This is a genomic window from Enterobacteriaceae endosymbiont of Plateumaris rustica (assembly GCF_012562965.1).
In the GTDB taxonomy this organism is placed as follows: Bacteria; Pseudomonadota; Gammaproteobacteria; order Enterobacterales; family Enterobacteriaceae.
On the sequence record NZ_CP046228.1, the window covers coordinates 116998 to 138052 of the forward strand.

At 21.7% G+C, this 21055-nt stretch carries 20 protein-coding genes and 1 tRNA gene; 6 read left to right on the forward strand and 15 right to left on the reverse strand.

The window, feature by feature from the left end; all coding sequences use genetic code 11:
- Positions 1-23 precede the first annotated feature (23 nt).
- A complete protein-coding gene (locus GJT82_RS00585; RefSeq protein WP_168819197.1) occupies positions 24-1373 on the reverse strand; it encodes an MATE family efflux transporter in 1350 nt (449 codons plus the stop codon).
- A 212-nt stretch (positions 1374-1585) separates the two neighbouring features.
- On the opposite strand from GJT82_RS00585, the gene grxD reads away from it, so the two are divergent.
- Complete coding sequence (gene grxD / locus GJT82_RS00590) at positions 1586-1900, forward strand: Grx4 family monothiol glutaredoxin (protein WP_168819199.1); 315 nt, start codon at positions 1586-1588, stop codon at positions 1898-1900.
- A gap of 7 nt (positions 1901-1907) precedes the next feature.
- Here the strand turns inward: grxD and rnt are convergent, their stop codons facing one another.
- Positions 1908-2555 (reverse strand): ribonuclease T, encoded by a 648-nt coding sequence (gene rnt / locus GJT82_RS00595; RefSeq protein WP_168819201.1) that lies wholly within the window; start codon positions 2553-2555, stop codon positions 1908-1910.
- Positions 2556-2691: 136 nt separating this feature from the next.
- Positions 2692-3366, reverse strand: coding sequence for a tRNA (adenosine(37)-N6)-threonylcarbamoyltransferase complex dimerization subunit type 1 TsaB (gene tsaB / locus GJT82_RS00600; RefSeq protein ID WP_168819203.1), 675 nt, complete (start codon positions 3364-3366; stop codon positions 2692-2694).
- A 289-nt stretch (positions 3367-3655) separates the two neighbouring features.
- Here tsaB and hslV point away from each other — a divergent pair, with 289 nt between their 5' ends.
- Together hslV and hslU are read left to right on the forward strand one after the other, a co-directional pair.
- Positions 3656-4183, forward strand: a complete 528-nt coding sequence (hslV, locus tag GJT82_RS00605; RefSeq protein WP_168819205.1) for an ATP-dependent protease subunit HslV — start codon at positions 3656-3658, stop codon at positions 4181-4183.
- A 20-nt stretch (positions 4184-4203) separates the two neighbouring features.
- A complete protein-coding gene (hslU, locus tag GJT82_RS00610; RefSeq protein WP_168819207.1) occupies positions 4204-5529 on the forward strand; it encodes an ATP-dependent protease ATPase subunit HslU in 1326 nt (441 codons plus the stop codon).
- 52 nt (positions 5530-5581) lie between these two features.
- Here the strand turns inward: hslU and hisIE are convergent, their stop codons facing one another.
- The 8 genes from hisIE to rnhA all read right to left on the reverse strand — a co-directional run bounded on the left by hisIE (position 5582) and on the right by rnhA (position 13371).
- Entirely contained in the window at positions 5582-6208 is a 627-nt protein-coding gene (gene hisIE / locus GJT82_RS00615; RefSeq protein WP_168819209.1) for a bifunctional phosphoribosyl-AMP cyclohydrolase/phosphoribosyl-ATP diphosphatase HisIE, read from the reverse strand.
- Positions 6205-6981, reverse strand: a complete 777-nt coding sequence (gene hisF / locus GJT82_RS00620) for an imidazole glycerol phosphate synthase subunit HisF (protein WP_168819211.1) — start codon at positions 6979-6981, stop codon at positions 6205-6207. The genes hisIE and hisF overlap by 4 nt, the downstream gene beginning before the upstream one ends.
- On the reverse strand, positions 6975-7703 hold the full coding sequence (gene hisA, locus GJT82_RS00625; RefSeq protein ID WP_168819213.1) for a 1-(5-phosphoribosyl)-5-[(5-phosphoribosylamino)methylideneamino]imidazole-4-carboxamide isomerase: 729 nt from the start codon (positions 7701-7703) through the stop codon (positions 6975-6977). Before hisA ends, hisF begins: the two co-directional genes overlap by 7 nt.
- 4 nt (positions 7704-7707) lie before the next feature.
- Positions 7708-8298: an imidazole glycerol phosphate synthase subunit HisH gene (hisH, locus tag GJT82_RS00630; RefSeq protein WP_168819215.1), complete on the reverse strand. Its 591-nt coding sequence runs from the start codon at positions 8296-8298 to the stop codon at positions 7708-7710.
- Positions 8298-9362: a bifunctional histidinol-phosphatase/imidazoleglycerol-phosphate dehydratase HisB gene (hisB, locus tag GJT82_RS00635; protein ID WP_168819217.1), complete on the reverse strand. Its 1065-nt coding sequence runs from the start codon at positions 9360-9362 to the stop codon at positions 8298-8300. Before hisB ends, hisH begins: the two co-directional genes overlap by 1 nt.
- A 13-nt stretch (positions 9363-9375) precedes the next feature.
- On the reverse strand, positions 9376-11781 hold the full coding sequence (hisD, locus tag GJT82_RS02500; RefSeq protein ID WP_211080466.1) for a histidinol dehydrogenase: 2406 nt from the start codon (positions 11779-11781) through the stop codon (positions 9376-9378).
- A gap of 2 nt (positions 11782-11783) precedes the next feature.
- On the reverse strand, positions 11784-12683 hold the full coding sequence (hisG, locus tag GJT82_RS00645) for an ATP phosphoribosyltransferase (RefSeq protein WP_168819219.1): 900 nt from the start codon (positions 12681-12683) through the stop codon (positions 11784-11786).
- A 214-nt stretch (positions 12684-12897) separates the two neighbouring features.
- A complete protein-coding gene (rnhA, locus tag GJT82_RS00650) occupies positions 12898-13371 on the reverse strand; it encodes a ribonuclease HI (RefSeq protein WP_168819220.1) in 474 nt (157 codons plus the stop codon).
- Positions 13372-13417: 46 nt separating this feature from the next.
- On the opposite strand from rnhA, the gene dnaQ reads away from it, so the two are divergent.
- A complete protein-coding gene (gene dnaQ, locus GJT82_RS00655; protein WP_168819222.1) occupies positions 13418-14131 on the forward strand; it encodes a DNA polymerase III subunit epsilon in 714 nt (237 codons plus the stop codon).
- A 68-nt stretch (positions 14132-14199) separates the two neighbouring features.
- A tRNA-Asp gene (locus GJT82_RS00660) sits at positions 14200-14273 on the forward strand.
- A 37-nt stretch (positions 14274-14310) separates the two neighbouring features.
- Here the strand turns inward: GJT82_RS00660 and GJT82_RS00665 are convergent.
- The 4 genes from GJT82_RS00665 to tkt are packed head-to-tail and all read right to left on the reverse strand — an operon-like array spanning position 14311 to position 19552.
- Positions 14311-15147: a mechanosensitive ion channel domain-containing protein gene (locus tag GJT82_RS00665; RefSeq protein WP_168819224.1), complete on the reverse strand. Its 837-nt coding sequence runs from the start codon at positions 15145-15147 to the stop codon at positions 14311-14313.
- A gap of 55 nt (positions 15148-15202) precedes the next feature.
- The gene (fbaA, locus tag GJT82_RS00670) at positions 15203-16282 is read right to left on the reverse strand and encodes a class II fructose-bisphosphate aldolase (RefSeq protein ID WP_168819226.1); all 1080 of its coding nucleotides are present in this window, start codon (positions 16280-16282) and stop codon (positions 15203-15205) included.
- Positions 16283-16321: 39 nt separating this feature from the next.
- A complete protein-coding gene (locus tag GJT82_RS00675; protein WP_168819228.1) occupies positions 16322-17518 on the reverse strand; it encodes a phosphoglycerate kinase in 1197 nt (398 codons plus the stop codon).
- Between the two features lie 27 nt (positions 17519-17545).
- Positions 17546-19552 carry a transketolase gene (gene tkt / locus GJT82_RS00680; RefSeq protein ID WP_168819230.1) on the reverse strand — a complete coding sequence of 669 codons (2007 nt, stop codon included), beginning with the start codon at positions 19550-19552 and terminating at the stop codon, positions 17546-17548.
- Between the two features lie 319 nt (positions 19553-19871).
- Here tkt and metK point away from each other — a divergent pair, with 319 nt between their 5' ends.
- Positions 19872-21023, forward strand: coding sequence for a methionine adenosyltransferase (gene metK, locus GJT82_RS00685; RefSeq protein ID WP_168819232.1), 1152 nt, complete (start codon positions 19872-19874; stop codon positions 21021-21023).
- The last annotated feature ends 32 nt before the right edge of the window (positions 21024-21055 follow it).

The following is a 21055-nucleotide window of genomic DNA, read 5'->3' on the forward strand; positions in this document are numbered from 1 at the left end:
TAGTAATAATATCATAAAAATAATTAATATAAAAGTTTTTGTAAGTTTATAATACGATATATTATTAATATAGCAGATGTAGTTAAACCTATAATAAAACCAATCCAAAATCCTGCAGGTCCCATTGGGGAAGATACAATCCAATTAGTAACTGATAAAATATAACCAATAGGAAAACCTAAAATCCAATAAGAAAAAAAAGTAATAAGAAAAATAGCAATTGTATCTTTATATCCTTTTAATATACCGCAACCTATTACTTGAATAGAATCTGAAATTTGATAAATTCCTGATAATAAAATTAGATATGAAGATAAATAAATTATTTCTTTATTAGAACTATATATAGAAGAAATATTTTTTCTAAAAAATATACAAATAAAAGAAGTAATTATAGATATAATTATACCTATAATTTGAGCATTCCAACTAATTATAATTGCTTTTTTTTTATGTCCTAATCCTAAACAATGTCCTATTCTAATAGTTACAGCAACACTTAAAGCAAAAGGAAAAATAAATATTAATGAACTAAAATTTAAAGCTATTTGATGACTAGCAATTTTTTCTATACCCATTGGGGATATAAATAAAGATACTAAAGTAAATAATGTAACTTCAAAAAAAATAGATAAAGCAATAGGAAATCCAATTTTAATAAATTGATATAATATATTTTTATTTGGTTTACTTAATCTATTAATTATTTTAATATCATGAAAATATATTGAATTAGAAATCCATAATTTTATAATAAAAAACATTATCCAATATATTATTATTATAGAAAAACCACTACCTATACCTCCTAATTTAGGTAGAATCCAATAACCATATATTAAAATATAATTCAAAGGAATAAATAATAATAAACCAATAAAACCAATAATCATACAAGGTCTTGTTAATGATAAACCTTCACATTTACAACGTAAAACTTGAAAAAATAAATATCCAGGTGTATTCCATAAAATGATTTTTAAATAATTATCAGATTTTAATATTAGTAATTTATTAATATTTGGTATAAATGTAAGAAAATAACCAATATTATATAAAAAAAACATAATTAATATTGATATAATTATTACTAATAAATATGCTTGTTTAATCTGATTTCCTATATGAATACGATTTCCCGAACCATTTAATTGAGAAATAATAGGTATTAGAGATAATAATATTCCATGTCCTAATAATATTATAGGTAACCATATTGAAGTTCCAATAGATATTGCTGCCATATCTGTAGTACTAAAAGCTCCTATCATTATAGTATTGATAAATCCTATAGAAATTTGAGCTATTTGTGCAAAAAGAACAGGAATAGCAAGATTAAATAACTTTTTTGTTTCTATAAAATATTTTTGCACACATATACCTTTAATTTTTAAAATTCATGTAATCTAATAAAGCTGTTTATTTTAAAAATATTTTTTTAAATGTTATTTAAATAAAAATTTATTTTTATATTTTTTATATATTTACTTTTATATTAATAAATTCTATAATATAATAGAAATGTTATTTAGATTTAATTTTAAATACAATATAATTAAAAACAACAAATATAGAGTATATTTATATGAAAATATTTGAAAAAATTAAAAAACAAATATCTAATAATCCTATTATTTTATATATGAAAGGATCACCTAGAAATCCAAAATGTGGTTTTTCAGATAAAACTGTAAAAATTTTAATGTCATATAAAATAAAATTTGTTTATATTAATGTTTTAAATAATCCAGATATAAGAAAATATTTACCTAAATATGCTAATTGGCCAACTTTTCCACAGTTATGGGTTAATGGAAAATTGATAGGAGGTTATGATATTCTATACAATATGTATTGTAATAAAGAATTAGATAATATTTTAATTAAAAATAATAATTAATTATCCATTAATTTTTATATTTTATTATAGGTGGCCACCCCCCTATTTGTTTCCATTTATTTACTAATTTACAAAATAATTCAGCTGTTCGTTCTGTATCATATAATGCTGAATGTGCTTGGTTATTATCAAAAGATATACCTAAAGCATGACAAGATTTAGCCAATACAGTTTGTCCTAATAATAATCCACTCATAGATGTTGTATCGAAAGTAATAAAATGATGAAATGGATTATTACATTTTAATTTAATACGTTTTGAAGCTTCCATTATAAAACTATGATCAAAATTAGCATTATGTCCTACAATTACTGCTTTTTTGCATTTATTTTTTTTTAATTCATTATAAATTTTATTAAATATAATATTAAATGCCGTATTTTCAGTTACAGCTCCTCTTAAAGGAGAATCTATATTAATTTTATTAAAAGCTAAAGCTTCAGCTGATATATATGAACCTTTAAATGGAATAATATGAAAATGTAAAATTTCATTTTTTTCTAACCATCCATTATTCATTTTAAGAGTAATTAAACCTATTTCTAATATAGCATTGTCTTTAGGATTGAAACCTGAAGTTTCTATATCAATAACAACAGGATAAAATCCTCTAAATCTATAAGATAATAAATCTAATTTTAATGGATTATTCATAATAAAATCTTTTTTTTATAATTATTATACGTTTAAGTTAAAAATTAATTACTAAATTAATAAATTATACTTTTATAAATAAAGTTATAAGTTTAAATGTTATTTAAAATTTAATTTTGAAAATTTAGTTATAATATTAAAAAATATTATTAATATAATTAATATTATTATATATTTTTTTATTATTTAATACTAAAATTTTAATAATATTAATAATAGATTTAGATGATATAGATAAATTTTGTATAAATTGTAATTGTAAATTTTTATTTAATAAATTTATTGTTGTATGATTAAAAATTTCATTAATATGAGAAACTAATATCCATTTTCCTTTTAATTTTGATATTTTTTTAATTAAATCATTTTTATCTAATATACATTCACTATTTTTACCAATCCATAATCCATTTTTATTTTTTTTATATAAAGCAAAATATATATTTACTTTATTACATTTAATTGTTGTTATAATATTTTTAATTCCGGTTTGTATCCATGCTTCTTCAGCTATCATCATTAAATGTGATAATCCAATTTTAGTAATATTTAAAGAATATGATAATCCTTCAATAACTGTAATACCAACTCTCATACTAGAAAAATTTCCTGGTCCTGAATTATAAACTAATAAATCAATATCTGTTAATATTATTTTCGAATTTTTTAAAATATCATTTATTATTAAAAATATATATTTTGTATGTTTATTAGGACAATGTTTTTTTATATTAAAAATTTTATTTTCTTTAAATATTGTTACAGAACAATATTTATTAGAAGTATCAATTACTAAAATATTTTTATACATTATTAACTACTACTTATAATTAAGTGATAATATAAAATTATTGTTTTAAATAAAATTTATGTTATAATAATTATTGTTTATTTTAAAATAATAATTTTAATTATTTTTTATTAAAATAAAATATTTATATATTAATTTAATATATATTGTCAATTTATAAAATTAAAAATATCAAAGTACATTAATATATTTTTTATATTTTAATTATAATAAAAAATTTTATTAATAAAAATTAAACTCTTTCTAATAATTAAAATTAATTTATTATTCAAATAATTAAAGATATTTTATGACAACTATTGTTAGTGTAAGAAAAAATGGATATGTTGTTATTGGTGGTGATGGACAAGCTACTCTTGGAAATATAATAATGAAAGGAAATGTGAAAAAAATTCGCAAGTTATATAATGATAAAGTAATAGCTGGTTTTGCAGGAGGTACTGCTGATGCTTTTACTTTATTTGAATTATTTGAACAAAAATTAGAAATGTATCAAGGTAATTTAACAAAATCAGCAGTAGAATTAGCAAAAGATTGGAGAACAGATCGTTTACTTCGTAAATTAGAAGCATTATTAGTTATTGTAGATAAAATAACTTCACTAATAATTACAGGAAGTGGAGATGTTGTTCAACCTGAAAATGATATAGTTGCAATAGGTTCTGGAGGTCCATATGCACAAGCATCTGCAAAAGCTTTATTTGAAAATACTAATTTAAGTGCATATGAGATAGTAAAAAAATCATTGAATATAGCAGGAGATATTTGTATATATACTAATCATAATTTTACTATTGAAAAATTATTATCTAAATAAGCATGAGGAAAATGCTCATTATGTCTGAAATGACTCCACGTGAAATTGTTGATGAATTAAATAAATTCATTATAGGTCAAGATAGTGCAAAAAAAGCAGTAGCTATAGCATTAAGAAATCGTTGGCGACGAATGCAACTTGATGAAAATTTAAGGCAAGAAATTACTCCTAAAAATATTTTAATGATAGGACCAACTGGTGTTGGAAAAACAGAAATTGCTCGTCGTTTAGCAAAATTAGCTAATGCACCTTTTATTAAAGTTGAAGCAACAAAATTTACTGAAGTTGGTTATGTTGGTAAAGAAGTAGATTCTATTATTCGTGATTTAACAGATTCTGCTATTAAAATGATTCGTATGCAAGAATTTAAAAAAAATTGTTATAGAGCAAAAGAAATGGCTGAAGAACGTATTCTTGATGTACTCATGCCTAATTATAAAATTGATTGGAATAAAGAAAATAATAATATCTTATCTAATAGACAACAATTACGTAAAAGTTTAAGAAATGGTGAATTAAATAATCAAGAAATTGAAATTAATCTATCTACTACTCCTATGGGAATTGAAATAATGGCACCACCAGGAATGGAAGAAATGACTAGTCAATTACAATCATTATTTCAAAATTTTAGTGGTAGTAAACAAAAAAAACGTAAATTAACAATTAAAAATGCTATTAGATTATTAATAGAAGAAGAAGCAAATAAATTAGTTAATAATGAAGAAATAAAACATAGAGCTATAGAAGCAGTAGAACAACATGGAATTGTTTTTTTAGATGAAATAGATAAAATTTGTAGAAGAAGTAATAATATATCTTCTGATATTTCTAGAGAGGGTGTACAACGTGATTTATTACCTTTAGTTGAAGGATGTACAGTATCAACAAAACATGGAATGGTAAAAACAGATCATATATTATTTATTGCTTCAGGATCTTTTCAAACATCTAAACCTTCGGATTTAATTCCTGAATTACAAGGTAGATTGCCTATTAGAGTTGAATTAAAAGCATTAACTACTCATGATTTTGAGAGAATTTTAACAGAACCAAATGCATCTATAACAGTTCAATATAAAGCATTATTAGCTACTGAAAAAGTAAATATTATTTTTACACAAGATGGTATTAAACGTATAGCTGAATCTGCTTGGAAAGTAAATGAAACTACAGAAAATATAGGAGCTAGAAGATTACACACTGTTTTAGAACATTTGATGTCTGATATTTCTTATGATGCTAGTGAATACAATGATAAATCTATTACTATAGATAAACATTATGTTAGTAAACATCTAGATACATTAATTTTAAATGAAGATATTAGTAGATATATATTATAATATTAACAAATATTATTAATATAAAAAATTTTTATTAAAGTAAAAATTATTTTTAATATTTATTTTTATTTCTTATTTGTAAATTTTTAATAATATCACTAAAATTAATGTTTTTATTTTTTAATAAAACTAATAAATGATATATTAAATCAGATGTTTCATCGATAATTTCTTGAGAAATATTATAGTTAGCAGCTAATATAGTTTCTATAGCTTCTTCACCAACTTTTTGAGATATTCTTTTTGTACCACTTTTATATAAAGCATTAGTATAAGAATTTTTAATTTTGTCGTTTTTTCTTTTTTCTAATAAATTTTCTAAATAATATAAAAAAGTATATCTAGGTATTATATTATTTTTAAAACAACTATTAACATTTAAATGACAAGTTTTATTTACAGAATTTACTAAAATTAATAGACTATCTTTATCACAATCTGTAATAATGTTATTAACATAAAGAAAATTACCAGTTGTTTCTCCTTTTGTCCATAAACGATTTTTTATACGAGAAAAAAAAGTAACTTTTTTGAGTTCTAGTGTTTTTTGTAAAGCTTCTTTATTTACAAAACCATGCATTAATATTTGACCAGAAATTTTATGTTGTATAATAGCTGGTATTAATCCATGTGTTTTTTTCCAATTTAGTTGACTTAACTTATTTATATCAATATTCATCTTCTTATCTCTATATTTTTTTTTATTAAAAAATTTTTTAATTTTTGAATATTAATTATATTTTTATGAAATACAGATGCTGCTAATGCTCCATCAACATTAATATCTTTATTAAATATTTGATAAAAATGATTTTCACATCCAGCACCTCCTGAAGCAATTAAAGGTATTTTACAAATTTTTCTCATTTTTTTTAATTGAATTAAATCATAACCATTTAATACACCATCTTGATTCATCATATTTAATACAATTTCTCCAGCTCCTAATTTTTGTACCATTTTTATCCATTCTGATGTTTCCCAATTTGTAATTTTAGTGTATTTTTGATCTCCTGTATATTTATAAACATAATATTTTTTTTCTTTTTTATTATACCATGAATCAATTCCTATAACTACACATTGCTTACCAAAATATTTAGATAATTGAGTTATTAAATTTGGATTTTCTAAAGCAGGAGAATTAATAGATATTTTTTCAGCTCCTAAAAATAATATTTTTGATGCATCATCTATTGATTTAATTCCTCCTGCAACACAAAATGGTATATTAATTATTTTTGCAATCTGTGATATCCAATTTTTATTAATTGATCTATTGTAAATAGAAGCTGTAATATCATAAAATACTAATTCATCTGCACCATCTTGAGAATATTTTTTAGCTAAACTTAAAATATCACCAATAACTTTATGATTTTTAAATTTGACTCCTTTAACTACTTTTTCATTATATACATCTAAACATGGAATAATTCTTTTTGCTAACATGAATTAGCCTCTTTAAAAGTAAATTTATTTTCTAAAAATGCTTTACCTATAATAATATCTTTTACACCACTATGTTTTAAATTATTTATATCATTTAGAGAATGAATACCACCTGATGCCTGAAAAGATATGTTAGGATATTTTTTAGTAATATCATTATATAAGTCTATATTAGGACCTAACATAGTACCATCTCTAGAAATATCAGTACATAAAACATTTTTTAATCCAATATTAATAAATTTTTTCATTATTAATTCTAAATTAACATCACTATTATTTTGCCATCCATTAATAAATATTATTTTTTGTTTATTGACATCAATTTTTATATCAAAAGCTAAAATAATTTTATCAGGACTATATATTTTAAACCATTTTTTTACCTTTCTAAAATTTTGAATTGCAGAAGATCCTATAATAATTTGTGATATAGATGATAAATTAAATAAAAAGTCAATATCTTTTTGTTCTCTAATACCACCACCTATCTGCAATGGTATTTTAATATTAGATAATATATTTTTAAATAAACTAATTTGTTTTTTTTTGGGATTTTTAGCACCATCTAAATCTACTATATGTATTTTTTTTGCTCCATTATTAATATAATGATTTATATAAAATAAGGGATTAAAAAAATATTCATGTTTAGAATCAAATTTTCCTTTTAATAATCTTACAACTTTCCCATTTATTAAATCTATTGCTGGAATTATCATATATTTACATTTCTAAAAAATTTTTAATTAATTGAATTCCATTTATTCCAGAACGTTCTGGATGAAATTGTACTCCAAAAAAATTATTTTTTTGGATAACAGCACTAAATAATTGAACATAATTACAATAAGCAATTGTATAATTATTAATATTCATAGCATAACTATGAGCAAAATAAAAATAAGAATTTTGTTTAATATTTTTAAAAAGTAAATGGTTTTTATTATAATTAACTGTATTCCATCCCATATGAGGTATAGGTAATAATTTATTATTTATTAAATTTACTTTTACATCAAATATTCCTAAAGTATAAACTCCTTTATTTTCTTGACTATATTTTCCTAATAATTGCATTCCTAAACAAATACCTAATATATCTTTTTTACAAAATTTTAAAAGATTTAATAAATTATCTTTTTTTAATTTATTCATTGCTGATTTTATTGATCCTACTCCTGGTAAAAAAATTTTATCAGCATTTAAAATTATATCTGGATCATTAGTAATTTTTGAATAAAATCCAATTTTTTTAATAGTATATTTTAAAGAATAAAAATTTCCACAAGATGTATTTATAATAACAATATTCATTATATTATTCCTTTAGAACTAGGAATTTTGTCATTAATAATATTAATTGCTTGCTTCAATGATTTACCAAAAGCTTTAAATAAACTTTCAATTTTATGATGATCATTATCTCCTTTTACTTTCAAATATATATTACATAACATTGAATATGATAAAGAATAAAAAAAATGTTTAACCATTTCAGTATTAAAATCACCAATTTTTTTATTATTAAATATAGCATAGTATTGTAAATAAGGTCTACCAGAAAGATCAATAGCACATTCAGCTAATGAATCATCCATAGGTAATAAAAAACCAAATCTATTAATTCCTTTTTTATGATTTAAAGCTTTTAATAAAGCTGATCCTAATGTTAATGCTGTATCTTCTACAGTATGATGATCATCAATATGTAAATCTCCTTTTACATTAATATTTAAAATAAAATCTCCATGTATAGCTATCTGCTCTAACATATGATCAAAAAAATTAATACCAGTATTAATAGAACTCTTACCTCTTTTATCTAACCATAATTCTACTAAAACTGAAGTTTCTTTTGTATTTTTTTTTACTATTGCATATCTATTATTTTTTGTTAATTTTAATAAAATATTTTTCCAATTATATTTATTTTTATCATATAAAATACCTTTAATTCCTATATTTTTAGATAATTCTATATCAGTTAAACGATCTCCTATTACATAACTATTTTTTTTATCTAAAGTATCATCTAAATACGATTTTAACATAGTCACTTTAGGTTTTCTGCATATACAATTATCATTAAAATAATGTGGACATATAAAAATATCTTTAAACTCTATACCTTGAGATTTAAAGATATTAATCATAAAATTATGAGGAATATCAAAGGATTTTTTAGGAAATTTTTCTGATCCTAATCCATCTTGATTAGTAATTATTACTAGAGAATAAGAAAATTTTATTAATTTTGATAAAGCAATAATAACATATGGTTCAAAAATTAATTTATTAATATTATCAATTTGATGATTATCCTCAGGTTCTGAAATTAAAGTTCCATCTCTATCAATAAATAGTACTTTATTAAGCATTTATATATTTCCTTTAATAAGAAGATAATTCTTGTAAAACAGAAATTAATTTTGTTGATTCATAATCAGTTCCTACAGAAATTCTTAAACAATTAGATAATCCTATATTATGATCTTGATTTCTTACTATTATTCCTTTTTGTGATAATTTTTTAAAAATATAATTAGATTTAAAAAATTTAGTTAAAACATAATTAGTTTGACTAGGAAAAATATTTTTTACAACATGACATTTTTTTAAATTTTTAATTAACCATAATTTATTATTCATTAATTTATTAATATTATTATGCATTAAAATCAAATTTTTACGATTTAATGCTTGTACTGCTATATCTGATACAGGTTCTGGGATAGGATAAGGTGCAATAACTTTTAATAATAAATTAATAATTTCTTTATTTGCTAAAACAAATCCACAACGTAATCCAGCTAAAGAAAATGCTTTAGATAAGGTTCTTAAAACAACTAAATTAGAATATTTTTCTATTAAATGTACTATTGTATAAGTTATACAAAATTCTATATATGCTTCATCAATAACAACAATAGACTTTCCTTGTGTAATTTCTAATAATTCAATTATATCATTTTGATTAATTAAATTTCCAGTAGGATTATTAGGATTACAAATATAAATAATTTTAACATTATCTAATGTTTTTTTTATTGTATTTAAATCTAATTGCCAATTTTCTAAACTTTTAACAGCATTAATTTTTATACCTAAAATTTTTGCATTTATATAATACATACCATATGTAGGTGGACAGAATAATATTTTATCACTTTTATAATTACAAAATGTACGCATTAATAAATCTATTCCTTCATCTGCACCACGACTTACTAATATATTATCAACATTTATACCACAATAATTACTGTAATTTTTAATTAATCTTTTAGGTTGAGGTTCTGGATACCTATTAAATGTATTTTTAATAAGTTTAAAAATAGGTGTTATTGGAGATTCATTAGCATTTAATAAAATATGATCAAATCTACTATTATCTAATAATCTTGCAGATTGATAAGGTATTAAATTAATAATATTTTTTTTAGCTATTTTATTTATATTATTTTTATATTTATCATTATTTTTATTCAAAAGTAATTTTTTTTTAATAAATTCACTTCTTAGTGTAACTGAATTTTTATGACCTATTAATTTTTCTGTTGTTGACATAATTTCAACTGTATTAGATATGTTTAATAATCCTTGAGGAGTTAATTCTTGAACTGTCATACTTTTTTGAAAATCAGAAACTCCTAAACTAGAATAAGTTAAAGCATATCCATATGTAGGTAATACATGATTAGTTCCTGATGCATAATCTCCAACTGACCCAGGAGCCCAATTACCTAAAAATATTGATCCAGCATTCATAATTTTAGGTAATATTTTTTCATATTCATTACATTGAATTATTAAATGTTCAGGAGAATATTTATTTGATATCTGTATACATTGATCAATATCTTTTGTAATTATAATGTAACTATTGTTAAGAGATTTTATTATTATATCTTTTCTAGGTAAATTTATAATTTGATTATTAATACCATTAATTACTTCTTTAGCTATTTTTTCTTCTGTAGTAAGTAAAATAACTTGAGAATCAACTCCATGTTCTGCTTGAGAAATTAAATCAGCTATAATAAAATGAGAATACGCAAATTTATCAGCTATTATTATTAATTCAGACGGTCCTGCAGGCATATCTATAGATATATTTTCTTTTTGATTGTTAATTTGTTTTTTAGCTTCAGTAACAAATGCATTTCCTGGTCCAAAAATTTTATTTACCTTTGGTATAGAATTTGTTCCAAAAGCCATAGCTGCTATAGCTTGAGCACCACCAATTTGAAAAATTTTTTTAATTTTACATAAATTAGCAGTATATAATATTTCATTAGATATAGGTGCTGGAGTACACATTACAATATTTTTACATAATGCTAATTGAGCAGGAATTCCTAACATTAATACTGTAGAAAATAATGGTGCTGTTCCTCCAGGAACATATAATCCTATAGAATTAATAGGACGAAAAATTTGTTGACAATATACTCCAGATGTTGTTTCTATTTTTTTTGTTTTATATATTTGATAAGAATGAAATTTATTTATATTATAATAAGCATTATTAATTGCATTTTTAATATCTTGTTTAATATTTAATTTAGCATTATTAATTTTTTCAATAGAAATTTCTAACGTTTTAATTTTAACTTTATCAAATAATAAATTATAATATTCTAAAGCATTATCACCTTCTTGTTTAACTTTATGTATAATATTTGATACTTCTTTTTTTATATTTTTATCTAGAAATATTACTGGTCTTGTTAATATCTTTTTTTTTTGATTTTGATCACATAAATTCCAATAAATGACATTTTTAAAAAAATTCATTTTTACTCCATCATTTTTTCAATAGGTAAAACTAAAATTGAGCTAGCACCAAGTAATTTTAATTTTTCCATGGTTTCCCAAAATAATGTTTCACTACTTACCATATGCATAGCAACTTTATTATTTTCTCCAGCTAAAGGTAATATTGTTGGATGTTCTGCTCCAGGTAATAAAGCAATTATATCTTTTAATTTTTCATTAGGTATATGTAACATAATATATTTTGATTCTCTAGCTTTAATTACTCCTTTAATACGAGTTAATAACTTATTAATTAATTTTTGTTTAATACTTATTATATTTCCATAACGTTGTATAAGACATGCTTTAGAAGTATATATTACTTCTACTTCTTTTACACCATTTGCTTCTAATGTAGCTCCAGTAGAAACTAAATCACATATGGCATCTGCTAAACCTACTCTAGGTGCTAATTCTACTGATCCATTCAACATACAAGATTTAAATTTTATTCCATAATTATCAAGATATCTCTTTAGTAAATTAGGATATGATGTAGCAATACGTGTATTTTGTAAATATTTAAGACCTATATATTTTTCATTAATAGGTATTGCTATCGATAATCTACATACACCAAAATCTAATCTACGTAATGTTAAATAATTAGCATTTTCTCCTCTAGAATTACGAGTTAAAACTTCTTCTTCTAAAACATTTTCTCCTATAATTCCTAAATCTACAACTTTTTCCATTATTAATCCTGGTATATCATCATCACGTACCATCAAGATATCAATCGGCATATTTTCCGCAAAAGCTATTAACCTTTGTTGTTCTAAATTAATTTTAATACCACATTTCTTTAATAATTCACGAGAATCATCACTTAAACGACCAGATTTTTGTATAGCTATGCGTAAACGATTGTTATCTAACATGACTTATCATCCTTTTTTGTATTTTATTAGAATGTTTTAAGTTTTTTTATTTTAAATATATCAATTATTTATTATAAAAATAAAATTTAATTTAAAATATATTAATGAATATTAATTTTAAATTTATCAATAATAATTGATTAAATATATTTAACTAACCTAAATAATTTATTAAAAAATAACAACTATTTTTTTTATTTAAATGAATAATTTATTATTTTTTTATTATATTCATATATCCAATATCTTCATATTGAGGATTTTGAGCAGAAAAACGAGCTAATTGATCACATTTTTCATTTTTAATATTTCCATTATGTCCCTTAATCCAATACCATTTAATATTATGATTAATTAATGCTAAATCTAATCTTTTCCATAAATCAATATTTTTTACTGGTTTTTTATTAGAACATATCCATCCATATTTTTTCCAATTATTTATCCAAATAGTTATACCTTTTTTTAAATATTTACTATCCGTTATAATATTTATGTTAAAATATCTTTTTAAAGATTCTAATGCTATAATAGAAGCCATTAATTCCATTCTATTATTTGTAGTAAAAAAAAAACCTTGGGTAAAAATTTTTTCATATGTATGATATTTAATTATAGCAGCATATCCTCCAGGTCCAGGATTATAAATACAAGAACCATCAGTAAAAATTTTTATGTTTTTGTACATATATTGATTCTCTATATAAAATTTATAAATATATTTTAATTAAATTATGAATAAATTAAATTTTCGTCAAATAGTTTTAGATACAGAAACAACGGGAATAAATTCTTATCCTCCATATTATAAAGGACATCGTATTGTAGAAATAGGTGGAGTAGAAATAATAAATCGTCGTATTACTGGAAATAATTTCCATGTTTATATTAATCCTAAAAAAATAATAAGTTTGGAAGCATTAAATATTCATGGTATTAGTAATAAATTTTTATCTAATAAACCTACATTTAATCAAATTATAGATAATTTTTTAGATTATATAAAAAATTCCGAATTAATTATTCATAATGCTCAATTTGATATTGATTTTTTAAATTATGAATTCTCCTTATTAAAAAAAAATATTCTTAAAATAGAAAATATGTGTTCTGTAATAGATACATTAAAAATATCTCGTAAATTATTTCCTGGTAAACGTAATTCTTTAAATTCTTTATGTACACGTTTTAATATTGATAAAAGTAATCGTAATAAACATGGAGCTTTATTAGACGCAAAACTTTTAGCTAATGTTTTTTTATCTATGACTAGTATTCAAAATTCATTTTTACTAGAATTTAAAAAAAATAATACTATTAATACTATTCAAAAAAAAATAATAAAAAGAAAATTATTAGTAATACATCCTACTGAGAAAGAAAATAAATTACATAAATTAAAATTAACTTTTATTAAAAATAAATGTGGTTTCCATTTATGGAATTAATTTTAAAAATATAAATAAAAGTATTGACGATATTAACATATAATTTATAATAGAACTATTCATATTATGGTGCGATAGTTCAGTTGGTTAGAATACCGGCCTGTCACGTCGGGGGTCACGGGTTCAAGTCCCGTTCGCACCGTTAAAAATTAAAATGATTTTTTAATAAAAATATTATTTTAATTATTATTAATCCATAATACACATGAATTTTTATATAATTCTAAATTTTGTTTAATTATATTTGTTAAATCAGAACATATTTCTTTTTTGTAAATAAAATCATTAATCCAAAAAAATATTGTAATATTAATTGAAATATTAGTAATTTCATCTAAAATAATAGTAATTTTAGAATTTTTAATTATTCTTTGATCTAAATAAATTGTATCTAATAATATTTTTTTTATTATATTTAAATCTTCACTTATTAATATTCTAGAAAGTCCTAAAGTAATTTTATTACGATATTCATGACATTGTGAAAGATTGGTAATATTATCCGCTAATATTTTACCATTAGGTATTGCTATAATGATACCATCAAATGTTTTTACACGAGTAGAAAAAATTTCCACTTTAGTTACTTGACCAATGATATTATTACAAACATTTATATAATCACCTATTTTAAATGTACGAAAAGTAATAATTAATAATCCTGATGCTAAATTTGATAATGCACTTTGCCAAGCTAAACCAATAACTAAACCTATTGTACCAAAAGCGGCAATTATTGAAGATGTTTGTACTCCCATATTACTTAATGTACTAACTATTACAAAAATTGTAATAAGATATTTTAAAATATTTGAAATAAATCCTATAGCAATAGGATCTATTTTTTTTACAATAAAAATATTATATAAAATTTTTGTAAATAATCGAATTATTAATAGTCCAGATAATAAAATACAACCTGATGTACATAAATGTAATGATTGATAAAAAATAAACATTTTATTATATATAATCCAATTTTTTAAAAAATTTATACTATGAGTTAATTTATTCATTATTAATATGTCAATTTATATTAATAAATAATGATTATAAAAAAATCATATTATCTTATAATATATTAATAGCATTTAATTCTTGAAAAGTTCTTTCTAATCTTTTACCCATTGATATTTGTGATGCTCTAATCCATGATCTTGGATCATAATACTTTTTATTTGGTTTATTTAAACCTTTTGGATTACCTAATTGTTTTTGTAAATATTTTTTATGTTCTTTATAAAATTTTAATACTCCTTTCCAACTTGCCCATTGAGTATCTGTATCAATATTCATTTTTACTACACCATAATCTATAGATTCTTTAATCTCTTTTTGAGAAGATCCTGAACCTCCATGAAAAACAAAATTTATAGGATTATGAATAAGATTATGTTTTTTACTTATAAAATTTTGTGAATGTTTTAAAATTTTTGGTAATAATTGTACATTTCCTGATTCATATACACCGTGTACATTTCCAAATGAAGCTGCAATAATAAATTGAGAACTAATAGAATTTAATTGTTCATAAGCATAATTAACATCTTTAGGATCAGTATATAATAATTTTTTTTCCAAATGACTATTATCTAAACCATCTTCTTCACCCCCCGTACAACCTAATTCTATTTCTAATGTTATATTCATTTTAGACATTCTTTGAAAATATTTACTACATATATTAATATTATCTTTTATAGAATCTTTTGATAAATCAATCATATGAGAAGAAAATAAAGGTTTTCCATTTAATGAATAATATTTTTCATTTTCATCTAATAAACCGTCTATCCAAGATAAAGTTTTTCTAGTACAATGATCTGTATGGAGTATTACTGGTATTCCATAATATTGAGCAATTTTATGTACATGATGTGCTCCAGATACAGCTCCTATAATAGATGCTAATTGAGAATTTTGAATTTGTAATGCCTTACCTGCAATAAAAGAAGCGCCACCAAGAGAAAATTGAATAATTACTGGTGATTTAACCTTAGCTGCTGTTTCTAAAACTATATTAATAGAATCAGTACCTATACAATTTATTGCAGGTAAAGCAAATTTATTTTCTTTTGCTATTTTAAATATAGTTTGTACATCATGACTAACAACAACACCTGGTTTTACATAATTTAAAATTTTAGACATATAGTTATATTTTACCTTATTTTTAATAAATATCTAATATTATTTTTTTATATTATCAGAATTAATTATATTAATACTATTATATTTTTTTAATATAGATATTGAAGGTAATTTTTTACCTTCTACAAAATTTAAAAATGATCCACCTCCAGTTGAAATATATGAAATTTTATTAAATAGATTAAATAATTCTATTGCAGCTAATGTATCTCCACCTCCAGCAATAGAAAATGCATTACTATTAGCAATAGTATAAGCTATAATTTTTGTTCCTTCACTAAATTTAGTAAATTCGAAAACTCCTAAAGGTCCATTCCATAATATGGTTTTTGCTTTATTTAAAATATCTATTATAATTTTTATGGTATTTTTTCCAATATCCATTATTCTGTCATTAGATAAAATATTATTAATTTTTTTTGTTTTAACTGATGTATTTTTTGAAAAGGATATTCCTACTTTACAATCTATAGGTATAATAAAATTATTATATTTTTCTTTTAATTTTTTTGCTAAATTTAAAGATTTTGGCTCATATAATGATTTACCAATATTATTATCTATTGCTAAAAATGTATTAGCAATACCACCTCCAACAATAATTTTATCTGATAATTTAGCTAATTTATTTAATACATTAAATTTAGTTGATATTTTTGATCCTCCCACAATAGAAACAATAGGATGTTTAGGCTTTTTAAAAATTTTATTTAAATTATTTAATTCATTTATTAATAATAAACCAGCACAAGATATATTTGCATATTTTATTATTCCATAAGTAGATGAATGTTTACGATGTGCTGTCGCAAATGCATCCATTACAAAAATATCACATAATGAAGCATATTTTTTAGATAGTTCTTTATCATTATGTTTTTCACCTATATTAAATCGAACATTTTCTAACATAATTATTTCATTTTTTTTAAAATTTAAATTATTTAAAAGATTTTTTTTTAAAGAAATTTTATAATTTAAAATATTTTCTAAATATTGACTAATTTTTTTTAAAGAAAAAATATGATTATATACTCCTTCTATAGGACGTCCTAAATGAGAAGTTATAATAATTTTAGCTCCTTTACTTATAGCGTATTTTATAGTTGGTAATGATAAACGAATTCTAATATCAGAAATTATATTTCCTTCAGAATTTATAGGAACATTAAGATCAGATCTAATAAATAATATTTTGTTTGTAATATTAATATCTAAAATACTTAATATAGACATATTTTATATTCCTTTATTTTTAATAATTTAATTATACTTTAAAAGTTTTTGAATTTTTAAAATAATATTTTCTACTGTAAAACCAAATTTTTTAAATAATTTTTCAGCAGGTGCAGAATAACCAAATTTATCTATTCCTATTACAATTCCTTTTAATCCTACATATTTATACCAAAAATCAGATTTTCCAGCTTCAATTGCAATTCTTAATTTAATTTTTTGAGGTAATACATAATTTTTATATTCTTCACTTTGTTTATCAAAAACATCTGTAGAAGGCATAGAAACAACTCTAATTTTATATTTTAATTTAGATAATTGATTATATACTTCTACTGCTAAATGAACTTCTGAACCTGTTGCTATTAAAATAACATCAGGATTTTGTTCTAAACAATCTTTTAAGATATAACCACCATATTTAATATATGTTATTTTACTTTTATTTCTAATTTGTACAGGTAAATTTTGACGAGATAATATTAATCCAGTTGGATTATGAATATTTTCAATAGCATATTTCCATGCTATAACTGTTTCTAATTGATCACATGGACGCCAAATACTTAAATTTGGAATTAATCTTAAACTAGATAATTGTTCAATTGGTTGATGAGTAGGTCCATCTTCTCCTACTCCTATAGAATCATGAGTATAAATCATTATATTTCTAATTTTCATTAATGCAGCCATACGAATAGCATTACGAGCGTAATCGGAAAATGTTAAAAAAGTTGCTGTATATGGAATAAATCCTTTATATAAAGAAATTCCGTTAGATATAGCAATCATACCAAATTCTCTTACACCATAATGAATATAATTACCATATATTGATTTATTTATAGCTTTAGATTCAGAACATAAAGTTAAATTACTGGAAGATAAATCAGCAGAACCACCTAAAAATTCTGGTAATATTTTCGAAAAAAATTCTAAACATTCTTGTGATGCTTGACGAGTAGATATATCAGTAGAATTTTTATATAATTTTTGAATAAATTGTTTAGATTTAATAATCCAATTATTAGGTAATAAATTATTAATTCTTCTTTTTAATTCTTTAGCTAATTCCGGAAATAATATAGAATATTCATTAAATTTATTTATCCATTTTAATTCTTTTAAATTTCCTATGTCTTTTGCATTCCATTTATCATAGATAAATTTTGGTATAATAAAAGGTTTGTAGTTCCAATTTAATTTTTTCCTGGTTAAAGAAATTTCTATTTCACCTAATGGTGATCCATGTGATATATTTTTCCCAGATTTATTAGGTGAACCAAAAGCAATAGTAGTATTGCATATTAATAAAAATGGTTTTTCTTCTATAGAAGTTTTAGCTGTATTGATTGCTTTTTGTATTTCTTTATAATTATGACCATTTATATTAGAAATAACATTCCATCCATATGATTCAAATCTTTTTTTAGTATCATCAGTAAACCATCCACTAATATTACCATCAATAGATATACCATTATTATCATAAAATACTATTAATTTTTTTAATTTTAATGTACCTGCTAAAGAACATACTTCATGAGATATCCCTTCCATTAAACATCCATCACCAATAAATACATAAGTATAATGATTAATTATATCAAAATTTGGTTTATTAAATTGTGCAGCTAATGTTTTTTCAGCTATAGCCATACCAACAGCATTAGCTAATCCTTGACCTAATGGTCCTGTACTTGTTTCTATACTTGGTGTACATCCAAATTCAGGATGTCCTGGAGTTTTAGAATTTAGTTGTCTAAAATTTTTCAATTCTGATATTGTTAAATCATAACCAGTTAAATGTAATAAACTATATATTAACATTGAACTATGACCATTAGATAAGATAAATCTGTCACGATTTATCCATTGAGGATTTCCAGGATTATGATTTAAATAATCACGCCATAATACTTCTGCTATATCAGCCATTCCCATAGGAGCTCCAGGATGACCAGAATTAGATTTTTGTATAGCATCTATACTTAATATACGAATAGCATTAGCAAGATCTCTTCGAGAAGACATTAATTATGACTCCTAATAGTTATATTATTTTGATATAAATTTTTAAAAAATAAAAAAATTAAATTTATATATTTATTTTATATATAAAATAAATATATACTTAAATAATATTAAAATCTATTTATTATATTTCTAAAAAATTAGATTAATTATATTAATTAATATAATATTATTATTCTAGTTCTTATTTATTAAAAGATTTATAATTAATATTTTTAATTTATTTAAATTATTTTTTAATAAAACAATAATGTTTATTAAATATAATCAATATTAATTAAAAATAAGTTTTATTTAATTATTATAAAAGGTAAGAATCATGAGTGAATATCTTTTTACTTCAGAATCTGTATCTGAAGGACATCCAGATAAAATGGCAGATCAAATTTCTGATGCTATATTAGATGCTATTCTTAAACAAGATGTAACAGCACGTGTTGCGTGTGAAACTTATATTAAAACTGGAGTAGTACTAGTTGGAGGAGAAATAACTACAACTGCTATTATAGATATAGAAAAAATTATAAGAAAAACAATAAGAGAAATAGGTTATATTGATTCTAGTATGGGATTTGATTTTAATTCTTGTGCTATATTTAATAATATAGGTAAACAATCTAAAGATATTTATAAAGGAGTATTTAATAAAAATGGTTTATTAGAAGGTGCAGGTGATCAAGGATTAGTTTTTGGATATGCAACTAATGAAACAAAAAATTTTATGCCAGCTCCTATAACTTATGCTCATCTTTTAGTACAAAGACAATCTGAAGTAAGAAAAAATGGGATTTTACCATGGTTAAGACCAGATGCTAAAAGTCAAATTACTTTTAAATATAAAAATAATAAAATTATAGGAATAGAAACAGTAGTCTTATCTACTCAATATTCAGAAGATATATCATATAAATATTTACAAGAAGCAGTTATGGAAGAAATTATTAAACCAATATTACCTAAAATATGGTTACATAAAAATACAAAATTTCTTATTAATCCTGCCGGTCGTTTTATAATTGGTGGACCAATGGGAGATTGTGGATTAACAGGACGTAAAATTATTGTTGATACATATGGTGGTATGGCACGTCATGGAGGTGGATCATTTTCAGGAAAAGATCCTTCAAAAGTAGATAGATCTGGAGCATATGTAGCAAGATATATAGCAAAAAATATAGTTGCTTCATCTTTAGCCTCACGTTGTGAAATTCAAATAGCCTATGCAATTGGTATTTCTGAACCTATATCTTTAATGATAGAAACATTTGGAACTGGTAAAATTTCTAATGAAAAATTAACTTTATTAATACAAAAAATATTTAATTTAAAACCTTTAAATATAATTAAAATGTTAAATCTTTTAAATCCAATATATAAAAAAACATCTTCTTATGGACATTTTGGAAGAAATATTTTTACATGGGAAAAAATAGATAAAATTAATAAATTACTAGAAATTTCTGGAATTTAATAATTTTATCTATTATTAATATTTTAAAAATT